Raw genomic sequence first — 12,361 nt, forward strand, 5'->3', positions numbered from 1 at the left:
GCTCGCCGCCGGAATGTCCTCGGCGTGCCACGCGGGCACGAGGCTGATCCCCGCGTACCGCCCATGTAGGCCGGAAACACGCGACACGAGCCGGAAGCATCCTGACCAGGAACATCCCTGGAGTATGCTAGTTAGCCCAGCGTCTAAGGCAATGCCCAGAGGACACCGTCCCAGGAGGCACGCTGAAGAGCCGGTCGCCGCAATCACCGTAGGGCCCGTATCGGGTTTGCGATGCCGCACGGCTCCCAAGGAGCAGCCATGGCCGACACCGTTGCCGATTTCTTCTGGAAGCGTCTCGCCGAGTGGGGGGTGAAGACGATCTTCGGCTACCCGGGCGACGGAATCAACGGCCTGCTCGGCGCGCTCCAGCGCAACGACCTGCCGTTCGAGTTCATCCAGGTCCGCCACGAGGAGATGGCGGCGTTCATGGCGACCGCCTACGCCAAGTTCACCGGCGAGGTCGGCGTCTGCCTCGCGACCTCGGGCCCCGGGGCGACGCACCTTCTCACCGGCATGTACGACGCCTATTCCGACCACGTGCCGCTGCTCGCCATCGCCGGCCAGCAGGCCCGCAACGTCAACGGCGCCCACTACCAGCAGGAGCTCGACCTCACGAGCGTTTACAAGGACGTCGCGGCCTACGTGCAGCAGGCGGCCTCCCCGGCCTCGGTGCGCCACATCGTTGATCGCGCCATGCGCATCGCCAAGGCCGAGCGCAAGGTCGCGGCGATCATCCTGCCGAACGACCTCCAGGACGTCCCCTACGAGGCGCCGGTGCGCAAGCACGGCAATACCTTCTCCGGCGTCGGCTGGACCGCCCCGAGGGTCGTGCCGTTCGAGGCCGACCTGAAGCGCGCCGCCGACGTGCTGAACGCCGGCGAGAAGGTCGCGATCTTGGTCGGCGCCGGCGCGCTCCACGCCACCGACGAGGTGATCGCGGTGGCGAACCGCCTCCAGGCCGGCGTCGCCAAGGCGCTGCTCGGCAAGGCGGCGCTTCCCGACGACCTGCCCTTCGTCACCGGCACGATCGGGCTGCTCGGCTCTAAGCCCTCCTCCGACATGATGGCGGAGTGCGACACGCTCCTGATGATCGGCTCCGGTTTCCCCTGGGCCGAGTTCCTGCCGCAGGAGGGCCAGGCCCGCGGCGTGCAGATCGACCTCGCGCCCGAGATGCTGTCCCTGCGCTACCCGATGGAGGTGCCGCTCCAGGGTGAATCCGCCGAGACCCTGCGCGCGTTGCTGCCGCTCCTGGAGCAGAAGAAGGAGAGCGGCACTTGGCGCGAGGGCGTCGAGAAGGGCGTCGCCTCCTGGTGGAAGGAGGCTGAGGACCGCGCGATGGCCAAGGCCAACCCGGTCAACCCGCAGCGGGTGACCTGGGAGCTATCGCCGCGGATGCCCGACCGGGTGATCGTCACCTCGGATTCCGGCTCCTGCGCCAACTGGTACGCCCGCGACCTGAAAATGCGCCGCGGCCAGATGTGCTCGCTCTCGGGCGGCCTTGCCTCGATGGGCGCGGCGGTACCCTACGCCATCGCCGCCAAGGTGGCGCATTCGGACCGACCGGTGATCGCGCTGGTGGGGGATGGCGCCATGCAGATGAACAACATGGCCGAGCTGATCACCGTCTCGAAGTACATGCACCGTTGGTCGAACAAGACCTGGATCTGCTGCGTCTTCAACAACGAGGACCTGAACCAGGTGACTTGGGAGCAGCGGGTGATGGAGGGCAACCCGAAATTCGAGGCGAGCCAAACGATCCCGAACGTCCCCTACCACAAGTTTGCCGAGCTGATCGGCTTGCGCGGCATCTACGTCGACGATCCCGCTAGGTTGGGTGCGGCCTGGGACGAAGCGCTGGCGAGCCCGATGCCGGTGGTGCTGGAGGTCAAGACCGATCCGGAGGTGCCGCCGTTGCCGCCGTTCTTCACCTTCGAGCAGGTGAAGAACTACATGTCGATCCTCGGCAAGGGCGACCCCAAGGAGCGCCACCTCCTGGTTGACACCGCCCGCCAGGTGCTGAGCTCAGTCCTGCCCGGCGACAAGAGCTGAGATCCGGCGCGACGACAATGCGGGACGATCCGGGCGTTGCAGGCACGGGCATACACCGTTCCCACCGACGGGCCTAAGTCTGACGGGACCCGCCCATGCCTGAGACAGGACAACGATCGTCGTCACCCATATCGAGACCGAGGGCGAAACCGGCCTCGGCTACAGCTATGCAGATGCCAACGTCGCTCGTCTGAACAGAGACGATGCTGGCGCCTCGCGACAACGGCAAGGCGATCAATCGGCTTGCACTCAAATTCATGCGCTAGGATCGTTGCCGGCGTCGGGTGGAAATTCCCAAATTGCTTCAAGCTGTCGAGGCAATGGCTGCTATCAAATCACTCCTTCACAACTGCACCAGGCCTCAATTAGAAAAATGATGTGATGCTTGCAGCTCCTAAGTCCGCTGCTTCCTACTCAGCGGACATTCAGACCGTCAAGCTGGAAAATCTGCTAAGGGTCATATCCGGCTGGCTCATGAAGCACCCTCCTGGCAGAGCTGCCCCACTGAGGCGAGGCTGCCGTGCTGGGCTCAGGGTGCCCCACGACCAGCGGGGCAGCGCGAGAGCATGCGGGGCAGCAGAACGCCCCTCGAACGCGCTGTACGATGCTTCTGGCGCATCAGCGATGGGTGCCCTCCCCCAAGCGGGGCGCGGGAGCGAACCGGCCCCTGGGATGTTGCCTGTTGAGGGCACCCTCGACAGCTCCCTGCGCCCGCACTTTATCTGAGCTGAAAGCCCCCTACCCTGCTGATCGGACAGAGCTTTTTTCAAGCTGCGCTAGGAGCGCGCTAAATAGCTGTTTGGAGCGCGCAACGCAGCTGATCGCCGTGCTGCGCTGGCAACGAGACGCGCCGATCAGTTCCGTTTAACGGAACACACCCGTTTGCGATTGTGACATCATGCTCATTGAATAGGGGAAATGCAAGCGAAATTATTGTGATATGATAATTTTTGTAGCATAATATAATATAATTTGTTTATTTAAAATCATTAAGTACAGTATCTTGATCCCAATCGCAATGTGCAGGCATCGCCGAACGGTTGGCACGCACAAGATGATCGATGAATGCTCTGATTTTTCGTGGTGTGTAGCTCGATCTTTGGAATACCGCGTAGATTTGATGGTCAAAGATTGTTGGAGTGACATCAATGTCAGGAAGGATGCGCTGAAGTCGATCCGCAGAAAGATGGCCAGCAACGGTCCAGATTGGCAGCAAGACTATTCCCAGGCCTGCTAGAGCGAGATGGACCAGTAGATTAGTGTTGTTGATCTGTACTGTGCCGCGGACCCGCACCTCTTGAGTTTGGTCGTTATCTTTGAAGCGCCAGATCGCATGACCGTCTTCGAAACGACCATCAAGCGGCCAGCTAAGGCAATTGTGTGATCTGAGATCTTCTGGGCATCGAATGGGAGGACGGGCGCTGAGGTAGGCAGGCGAGGCGAAGAGGATCCGTGGGGCTCCTGATGCGATCTTGCGGACTGCAAGTTGCGGCTCGTCGAGGTTGCCGAGGCGAATGGCGACGTCGATATTGTTCTCGACTAGGTCACGCGATTCTTCGGTAAGCCACAAGTTTACCCTCACATCGGGATAAGCACTGAGAAAGCTCGGCAGTACAGGGATGACAAAGTGCTCCGCGACTGAGACGCGAGAGTGAACGTGGATCACGCCGTGAGGAGATGCCTGATGCTGGGAGACGCGGTCGGTGAGTTCGTCGAGTTGAGATAGGATGGCCGAGCCGCGCTCCCGGTAGAGCTGGCCTATCTCCGTCAACGCGAGCCTGCGGCTTGTTCGATTGATCAACCGAACCCCGAGTTCCTGCTCAAGGGCATTGATCTGACGTGACACCGAGGCAGGGGAAAGGCCGCAGGAGCGGGCAGCGGCGGAGAGACTGTCCGAATCCGCGACGCGCATGAACAGCCGCATCATATGTAGCGTTTCCATCCCCAACCTCGTCACCCCACGTGCCGATGTTAGCTCACCGTCGCTGTTCGTGAATATGGTCACGGAGACGGATCAGCGGCGCAGCCTGGGCAGCGCGGTTTGAAAACGCTTGGCATCGTTGCAGATTGCGTAAAGATCCTGCGCGAATGAAGGGCTATCATCGTCGCGCAACACGCATATCGTGCGCATGGCGATCCTGGTTCACGGGACGCCATTGGGGGCAGCCAAGCGCTGCCTCAGGGTGGAAACGAAGGCCTCCTCCGCGCGAGCCGAAGCGCTTCGCGGCAGACGAGGCCGTGCGGGAGGCTAACCGATGGCCGCGGAGCCGGATCGTCTTGCGCGCCTCAAGGAAGAGTTCATCTCCTCCCGCGGCCATTGGAGCAGCCTCTGGGGTGAGATGCTTCAGCTCGATGCCGATTTCTTCGAGAGCTACTTGCGTCTCGCTGCTATTCCCTGGCGCATCGGCACCTTAAGCTCGAAGACAAAAGAATTAATTTGCATCGCCGCCAACGCATCGACGACGCACCTCTACAGTCCGTCGATCCGGATCCATATGCGAAACGCTCTCAAATGCGGCGCGACGCAGGACGAGATTATGGAGGTCATGGAACTAGCCGCGGTGCTGGGCATCCACAGCGCGACGTCCGGCGTCCCGATCCTCATCGAGGAACTCGAGGCGGCCGGGCGCGGCGGGGAACTCGCTTCCCTCGAACTCGGTCCGCGGGAACATGAGCTCAAGGAGCGGTTCACAGCCAATCGCGGCTATTGGAGCGACGTGTGGAATCACGTGCTCCGCCTGTCCCCCGACTTCTTCGAGGCATACCTAGAATTTTCCTCCGTCCCATGGCGTTCGGGATGCCTCGAACCCAAGACCAAAGAACTCATATACATTGCGATTGATGTCTCGACAACCCACCTATACGATCCAGGGACACGCATCCACATCCGCAATGCGCTCGGCTACGGTGCGACGGCGAAGGAAATTATGGAGGTCTTCGAGCTTGTCAGCGTTCTTGGCATCCACACCCTGACCGAGGGCGTACCTATCCTCGTCGAGGAGGTCGCGAACGTTCGGGATGGCCAATAGCCGTCGAAGGGTAGTCAGTTCACCCGTCTGACAAGCGAAACGACACCGGTCATCAGCGCTGCGCGCAGTAGGGAGACTGGATCTCGGATCGATACGATTAATAAAGAACCGGCATATCCGGGAAATAATTGAGCGCTTCTTCGAAAGCGCCACAGGGAGGAAATCCATGTTGCAGCATTTCAGAACGGTCGCCGTTGCCTGCACGACATTCACCGGGGCACTAGTCGCAGGTCCGGTCGTGGCGCAGGATAACGGCCCGGTTAAAATTGGCTTCACGGGCGCTTTGACTGGTCCATACAACGAGTATGGCGAGGGATTGCGGCGCGGGATCATCCTCGCAGTGGAGGAATGGAACAAGCGCGGCGGCGTGAATGGCCGCAAGGTCGAGTTTCCCGAACCCCTCGACGACCAGCTGGTACCTGATCGTGCGGTGCAGAACACGCGGCGGATCCTCGACGACAAGAGCGTCCAGCTGATCGTCAGCCCGTCCGGCAGTGGACCGACGCTCGCCGTCGTTGACATGGTGATGGCTGACGGCCGGCCGTTCTGCAACGCGCAGGCCCAGGCACCCACCATTGTCTATCCGAACGGTCGCGACAAGCCGCCGCGCAAGAACATCTTCTCTGTCTCGATCTCAAACACCGTCGAGGCGGAGAAGCTCGGTCAGGTACTTGGTGGTAAGTTCAAGTCGATCGGCATCCTGCACGAAAGCACTGGCTATGGCGTAAGCGGCGCCGATCTCGTGAAGAAACAGATCGCCGCCGGTGGAACAGCCAAGATTGCTACCGAGTCCTACAATCAACGCGCGCAAGATATGACGGCGCAGCTCGTCCGGCTGCAGCGGTCAGGTATCGACGCGCTCCTAGTGATCGGCCTCGGCGCGGATTTTGCGGTCATCCGCAAGAACATGGTGCGGTTGAAGATCGAGGTGCCGCTCTATGGCTCGGCCGGCGCCATGACGGTTCCCTTCATTGAAGGTGCGGGCGACCTCGCGGTCGGCACCTACGGCGTCAATGCCTTGGCCCTCGGTGAACGCCCGATGGCGCCCCTCGCCAAGAGCTTCGTCGATCTCTACCGCGCGAAGTACGGCATGGACCGCTGGTACGGCGCAGATCCGGAGAATCCGCAGATCTCGCTGGCGACCTCGGTGGGGTCGGGCTTCGACTGCGCGAACGTGCTGCTCGACGGGGTCCGTCGCGCGGGCTCGACTGAGCCGGAGCGCGTGCTCAAGGCCCTCGCGGAAACCAAGGGCCTCGAAGGTGTTTCCGTGAAGTCTATCTCGTTCGACCCTAGCGATCACACCGCGCTCAAGCCGTCCGATCTCGGGGTCTACAGGCTCGCGAAGTCGGGGGAGAAGATTGTTTTTCAGCTCTCCGCAGACTGACGGACGAGGAGCGACCGGTCGCACTCCACCGCGACCGCGATCCCGCCTTCCCCATCGGTGCAGGTGTTCTCAGACTGATCGCGTGACGCATGGATTTTCTTTTCTCGCTCCTGATCGCTGGCGTGAGCGTCGGCTCAGCCTATGCGCTCGTCGCCATCGGCTTGAACATGACGTTCTGGACGACCCGCACGCTCAATTTCGGACAGGGCTCGCTGATGATGCTCTGCGCGATGCTTACGGCATTCTTCGCCTCGCAAGGCGTCTGGCTCGCGCTCGCGGCTGTCTCCGGCTTGGCGGTTGTCGGCCTACTCGGCATCTTCATCGAGCGTTTCGCCGTGAGGCCCGCCTTAAAGACCGAGGGCAGCATGGGCTGGATGGTCGCTACCCTCGGCTTCGGCACCCTCCTGCAGGGCATCGCTGCCAAATATTTCGGCTCACAGGCCGTGGCCTTTCCGGAGGTCGTGTTCAGCGCATCCGACACGGTGACGATCTTCGGGCAGCCCGCCGCCCTTCAATATCTCGTCATCTTCGTGCTCGCGGTCGGCCTCGTCGCGCTGCTGGAACTGTTCCTGGGCAAGACCATCTGGGGCCAGGTCATTCGGGCCGTCTCGTTCGACCAGGAGCTCGGCCGGGTTCAGGGAATGCCGGTCGGAGCGATCATCCTGCTCTCCTTTGTAGCCTCAAGCGTGCTCGCCGGTGTCGCCGGCATGCTGATCGCCCAGATCGGCGGTACCGTCGATCCGGCCTTCGGCTTTGATCTGGTTCTGCTCGGCTTCGTGTCGGCGGTACTCGGCGGCATGGGCAGTTCGGTCGGCGCGCTCGTAGGCGGCATCGTCGTCGGGGTGCTGAGCAAGCTCGTCGGCGGATACATCTCCACTGCAGCCGAGCACGGCATCGCGTTTGCGCTTTTGATGGTGATGCTCGCTGTCCGGCCGCAGGGCCTGTTCGCCCGCCCGGAGGCTGTGAAGGTATGAGACGCGTCCGCTCCCATCTGTCGCGCCTCGTGCGCCACCCACTCGCCCAGGCAGCCCTGGTGCTGGTCCTCGCCGCGATCTCTCCGCTCCTGAGCGATGGGTCGGTCCAGATCCTCTGCTTCGTCCTCGTCGGCATCATCTTCGCGCAAAGCATCAACATCCTGACCGGCATCGCCGGACAGATTTCGCTCGGTCACGCCGGCTTCTTCGGTATAGGCGCCTACGGGGCGGGCATCCTGGCCAAGTCGTACGGCCTCGAATTCTATCTTACTATTCCGATCGCCAGTGCCCTGTCGGCTGCAGCCGCCTACCTCCTTTCGTTCCCGGCTGGCCGCGTGCGTGAAGTCTATCTCGCAATGATGACGCTCGGCTTCGGCATGATCTTCTTCGAGGTCGTGCGGGAGTGGAACGACCTCACCGGCGGCACGATGGGCCTTCCGGGCGTGCCGTCCGCGAGCTTGCGGACATTGACGGCGCTCGGCCGGCCGGTCGGCGTCGCGACCTATTTCGTGATCCTCCTCCTCGCGACGACGTTGTTCCTCATCATCATGAACAACATCACGCGCAGCCGGATCGGCCGCGCCCTGTTCGCGATCCACCACAGCGAGATCGCGGCCGGTAGCCTCGGCATCTCCCGCAGTGGCGCAAGGCAGCTCGCCTACACCCTCAGCGGCGCTGCAGCGGGTCTGGCGGGCGGGTTCTACGCGCACCTCGTCGGCTATCTGGGTCCTGATAGCTTCAACCTGCACCGTTCCATCGAAGTTCTGGTCGTGGCGATTGTCGGCGGCCTCGGCTCGATCCCCGGGCAGATCATCAGCGCGACGATCTTCACGTTCCTTCCGGAAAAGCTGCAGGTCTTCGCCGAGTACCAGTTCATCGTGTACGGCCTCATCCTCACCTTCTCGCTTCTCGTGATGCCGCGCGGCATCGCCGGGCTGCTGCTCGATCCGCCGCGCTTCATCCGGTCGGCCCCTCGGACGAGGGCCGGCCGGGGCGACGGACCGCCCGTCCCGCTGCGGCCCGTGGCGGCACGGGCGCCGGGTGGAGTGGTGCTGTCAGCAGACGGTGTGACGATGCGGTTCGGCGGCCTCACCGCACTCGACGACGTCTCCCTCGCCCTCGCCCCGGGCAGGATCACGGCCCTTGTCGGCCCGAACGGGTCCGGCAAATCGACATTCGTCAATGTCGTAAGCGGGCTCTACCGGCCATCCGTCGGCCGCGTGACCTTCGAGGGCCGCGACATCACCGGGAAGCCCGACTTCGAGATCGCCCGTGCTGGCCTGATACGAACGTTTCAGGATCCGCGCCTCGTACCCAACTTCACGGTGCGCGAGAACCTGATGCTCGGGGCCCATCGGCTCATGCGCGGCTCCGGCCTCGCCGCTGCTCTCGCCCTCCCCTCGGCGACCGATGAGGAGGCCAACGTCCTCAAGCGGGTCGAGGCCGTTCTTCGCCTGATTGATCTTGAGGCGGTCGCCGACCAACCTCTCGAATCCCTGCCCTACGGCTACCGCCGGCTCACGGATGTCGGGCGTGTGCTCCTCGCGGAGCCTACAGCGATTCTTCTCGATGAGCCCGCGGCCGGGCTCGCCGAGCCCGAAATGGAGCGCCTCTCCAAACTGATCCGCGACATGCGCGGCATGGGGATCAGCGTCCTCCTGATCGATCACCACATGGATTTCCTCTCGGATCTCGTCGACGATGTGATCGTGCTGGATAGCGGGCGCGTGATCTATCACGGCTCCATGGCGGGGATGCGCCAGGACAAGACCGTCGTTGCCGCTTATTTGGGTGCCGAGGAGACGGTCGATGCTTGAGGTCCGCGACGTCAGCGTCGCCTATGGCGCGATCGAGGTTCTGCGCAATGTCAGCCTGTGCGCTGAGCCGGGGACTACGACGGCGGTGCTGGGTGCCAACGGCGCGGGCAAGTCATCGCTGCTGCGGGCCATCTCGGGCGTCGCGCCCGTGCGATCCGGTTCCATCCTGTTCGACGGGCAGGACGTTACGCAAATCCCGGCGCATCGGCGGGCGCGTCTCGGCCTTGCGCATGCGATGGAGGGCCGCCGCCTCTTCAAGCCGCTATCGGTGCAGAACAACCTGCGCCTGTCCTGGCAGTTCGGGGCCAGGGCGGTCCCATGGCCGACCGCATTGCGGGACGTCTACGACCGTTTCCCCATCCTCGCCGAGAAGGCACATGTGCCCTCTGGGCTCCTCAGCGGCGGGCAGCAGCAGATGGTCATCATCTCCTGCGCGACGATCAGGTCGCCGCGGTACCTGCTCCTCGACGAACCGTCGTTGGGGCTCGCACCGATCATCGTGTCCCAAATCTACGAGTTCATCACGGATTTCGCCCAGCGGTCCGGCATCGCCATCGTGCTGGCCGAACAGATGGCCACCCTGGCCCTGAAGGTCTCGGATCGCGGCTATGTTCTCAGGCGAGGACGCGTCGTACAGCATGGCGACAGCTGCACTCTCCTAGCCGATAGCGCCGCTTCGCTGACAGCAAGTTACCTCTAGGTCTCTCGTCATCAATACCTGTTAGCTGTCACCGGTTTGCGGGAACAGCTTTGGACGATTGTACCATCTTTGCGTTCTGCGCACACACGGTTGTCGCATCGCATTGATGACTGAACACCGGGAAGCAGCCTATCAACCGTGCAATGGCAGCATCGTAGCTACAAACATCTCGAGTACCATAAAAAATAGGAGTAGATCGTCATGAGATCCGACCTCTCATCGCTTGACGCTGCCCTCCCAACCACCGTTGAGGGAACCGCGGCCACGAAGGACGTCCCAGTATCTGGCGGAGCGCCTGAAACGACGGAGCAGGCCCGTCGGCGAGCCGAGACATGGCTGCACGGGTTCGAGGATGCTCTCCGCTCCGGCGACGCCACCCGCATCAGCCGTTTGTTTCACGCCGAGTGCCACTGGCGCGACGTGCTCGCCTTCACGTGGCATTTCTCGTCCGCGCAGGGCCGAGACGCGATCGCCAAAGCTCTCGTGGCGGAGCAGGACCGTGTCGATGCCCGCGCCTTCCACGTGCCGAACGCTCGCCTGCAACCGCGCACCGTGACGCGGCTCGGCGTTGACAGCGTGGAAGCGATCTTCGCGTTCGAGACAACGTTCGGCACCGGCGCCGGCCTCCTGCGTCTCTCGACATCACGCGACGACGGTGAGACGCGGGCCTGGCTCCTCTCGACGACGCTCGAAAGTCTGCGCGGACATGAGGAACGCGTCGGCGCCAACCGTCCGAGCGGGGCGGCTTACTCGCGCAACTTCGGCGGCGACAACTGGGCCGACATGCGTCGACGGGCGATAGCCTACGAAGACCGAAATCCGACGGTTTTAGTGATCGGAGGGGCGCAGGCCGGGCTCTCGATCGCCGCGCGGCTCAACCAGCTAGGCGTCGACACCCTGGTGGTGGAGCGTTGGAATCGAATTGGGGATAGCTGGAGGCGACGCTACCACTCTTTGGCACTCCATAACTCGACCCATATCAATCATTTGCCGTACATGGACTTCCCGCCGACCTGGCCGCTCTACATCCCCAAGGACATGCTGGCGAACTGGTTCGAGTTCTACGCGGATGCCATGGAGATCAATTGCTGGGTGGGCACAGAGTTCGTCGGGGGTAGCTGGGACGAAGATGAGGGCCGTTGGACTGCGCGGCTAAGGCGGGCGGACGGGAGCGAGCGCGTCGTCCGGCCTCGCCATCTGGTTTTTGCCAACGGCGTCAGCTCGTTCCCTATGGTTCCCAACCTGCCGGGCTTGGGTGAGTTTGCCGGGGAGATCATGCACGCCGAGGAATTCAATACGGGCGCGGCCTGGACCGGAAAGCGCGCACTCGTGCTTGGGACTGGTAGTAGTGGAAATGACATTGCGCTCGATCTACACAGCAACGGCGTGAGGACCGCCTTGATACAGCGAGGCTCTACCACGGTGGTTTCGATTGATCCGAGCGCCCGTCTCAACGAGTCGGTTTGGGACGAGGGCGGCGCTCTGGACGACAGTGACCTGATTGTTGCCTCCGCGCCGCCAGCTCTCGTTATCGCTGGCTACAAGGCAGTGACGAAGCGCATGGCCAAGCTCGACGAAAACTTGATCGCCGGTCTTAAGGCGATCGGATTCAAGCACGATTTCGGTGATGACGAAACCGGGCACCAGATGAAATATTTCCGGCGCGGCGGCGGCTACAACCTAGATGCCGGAAGTTCCGCCCTATTGATCAAAGGCGAACTCGGCTTGCTGCAATATGATCGCATCGAGCGCTTTGTCGCCAAGGGAGTGCGATTGAAGGACGGAACTACGGTTTCAGCCGACCTCATTGTTCTAGCTACCGGCTACTACCCCCAGGAAGAGCTGGTTCGTCGCACGTTAGGTGAAGAGATGGCTCAGCGCATAGGACCAGTGTGGGGTATCGATAAGGATGGCGAACTGGGCAACATGTACAAGCGCACGCCACAGCCGGGCGTTTGGTTCATTGCCGGCGGTTTGCCTCAGTGCCGCATCAACTCCAAGTACCTTGCGCTTCAGATCAAAGCGATGGAGATTGGAATTTTGCAGCCATTGGGAACAAACGATCACCGAGCCTGATTCAGATTTTCTAATGTTCTATCGGTGGCGGAGCCGCATGCGGGTCGACATGCAAGCCAGGTTTCCGATTTAGACGGCGCATGCATGGCAAAAGTCGTATGATGCCATTGAGGGCACGATTATCTAAGTAGGCATGAGATCCTTCGATTGGAGCAATCAAAAGGTCCAGAATACGGCCATGAACCTCTCGGCTTACGAGGCCTTGCCGGCAGTGCTGGTACACATGGACCGAAACTGTCGTGCTGGGCTTAGAATAACCCAGGACTGACGGGATCGCGCGGGGGCGTCCCGAGCAGCAGGACGCCTTTCGAATGCGCTGTACGACGCTCCCA

At 62.2% G+C, this 12,361-nt stretch carries 8 protein-coding genes; 7 read left to right on the plus strand and 1 reads right to left on the minus strand.

Going from position 1 to position 12,361, the window contains the following annotated elements; translation table 11 throughout:
* Positions 1–258 precede the first annotated feature (258 nt).
* Positions 259–2,049 (plus strand): thiamine pyrophosphate-requiring protein, encoded by a 1,791-nt coding sequence (locus tag FF100_RS13670; protein ID WP_139036252.1) that lies wholly within the window; start codon positions 259–261, stop codon positions 2,047–2,049.
* A gap of 976 nt (positions 2,050–3,025) precedes the next feature.
* Here FF100_RS13670 and FF100_RS13675 read toward each other — a convergent pair.
* Entirely contained in the window at positions 3,026–3,976 is a 951-nt protein-coding gene (locus tag FF100_RS13675) for a LysR family transcriptional regulator (RefSeq protein WP_171070157.1), read from the minus strand.
* Positions 3,977–4,304: 328 nt separating this feature from the next.
* On the opposite strand from FF100_RS13675, the gene FF100_RS13680 reads away from it, so the two are divergent.
* The 6 genes from FF100_RS13680 to FF100_RS13705 all read left to right on the plus strand — a co-directional run bounded on the left by FF100_RS13680 (position 4,305) and on the right by FF100_RS13705 (position 12,029).
* Entirely contained in the window at positions 4,305–5,078 is a 774-nt protein-coding gene (locus FF100_RS13680) for a carboxymuconolactone decarboxylase family protein (protein ID WP_139036254.1), read from the plus strand.
* A 166-nt stretch (positions 5,079–5,244) separates the two neighbouring features.
* Complete coding sequence (locus FF100_RS13685) at positions 5,245–6,462, plus strand: ABC transporter substrate-binding protein (RefSeq protein WP_139036255.1); 1,218 nt, start codon at positions 5,245–5,247, stop codon at positions 6,460–6,462.
* 89 nt (positions 6,463–6,551) lie between these two features.
* Positions 6,552–7,436, plus strand: a complete 885-nt coding sequence (locus FF100_RS13690) for a branched-chain amino acid ABC transporter permease (RefSeq protein ID WP_139036256.1) — start codon at positions 6,552–6,554, stop codon at positions 7,434–7,436.
* Complete coding sequence (locus tag FF100_RS13695; RefSeq protein ID WP_139036257.1) at positions 7,433–9,253, plus strand: branched-chain amino acid ABC transporter ATP-binding protein/permease; 1,821 nt, start codon at positions 7,433–7,435, stop codon at positions 9,251–9,253. Before FF100_RS13690 ends, FF100_RS13695 begins: the two co-directional genes overlap by 4 nt.
* On the plus strand, positions 9,246–9,953 hold the full coding sequence (locus tag FF100_RS13700; RefSeq protein WP_139036258.1) for an ABC transporter ATP-binding protein: 708 nt from the start codon (positions 9,246–9,248) through the stop codon (positions 9,951–9,953). Before FF100_RS13695 ends, FF100_RS13700 begins: the two co-directional genes overlap by 8 nt.
* A gap of 201 nt (positions 9,954–10,154) precedes the next feature.
* Positions 10,155–12,029, plus strand: a complete 1,875-nt coding sequence (locus FF100_RS13705) for a flavin-containing monooxygenase (protein WP_139036259.1) — start codon at positions 10,155–10,157, stop codon at positions 12,027–12,029.
* The last annotated feature ends 332 nt before the right edge of the window (positions 12,030–12,361 follow it).

It is taken from the genome of Methylobacterium terricola (assembly GCF_006151805.1).
Taxonomy (GTDB): Bacteria; Pseudomonadota; Alphaproteobacteria; order Rhizobiales; family Beijerinckiaceae; genus Methylobacterium; species Methylobacterium terricola.

Bases quoted from the DNA above. Each gene is read 5' to 3' on its own strand.
- FF100_RS13670 (WP_139036252.1), top strand. From the start codon at position 259: ATGGCCGACACCGTTGCCGATTTCTTCTGGAAGCGTCTCGCCGAGTGG.
- FF100_RS13675 (WP_171070157.1), bottom strand. From the start codon at position 3,976: ATGATGCGGCTGTTCATGCGCGTCGCGGATTCGGACAGTCTCTCCGCC.
- FF100_RS13680 (WP_139036254.1), top strand. From the start codon at position 4,305: ATGGCCGCGGAGCCGGATCGTCTTGCGCGCCTCAAGGAAGAGTTCATC.
- FF100_RS13685 (WP_139036255.1), top strand. From the start codon at position 5,245: ATGTTGCAGCATTTCAGAACGGTCGCCGTTGCCTGCACGACATTCACC.
- FF100_RS13690 (WP_139036256.1), top strand. From the start codon at position 6,552: ATGGATTTTCTTTTCTCGCTCCTGATCGCTGGCGTGAGCGTCGGCTCA.
- FF100_RS13695 (WP_139036257.1), top strand. From the start codon at position 7,433: ATGAGACGCGTCCGCTCCCATCTGTCGCGCCTCGTGCGCCACCCACTC.
- FF100_RS13700 (WP_139036258.1), top strand. From the start codon at position 9,246: ATGCTTGAGGTCCGCGACGTCAGCGTCGCCTATGGCGCGATCGAGGTT.
- FF100_RS13705 (WP_139036259.1), top strand. From the start codon at position 10,155: ATGAGATCCGACCTCTCATCGCTTGACGCTGCCCTCCCAACCACCGTT.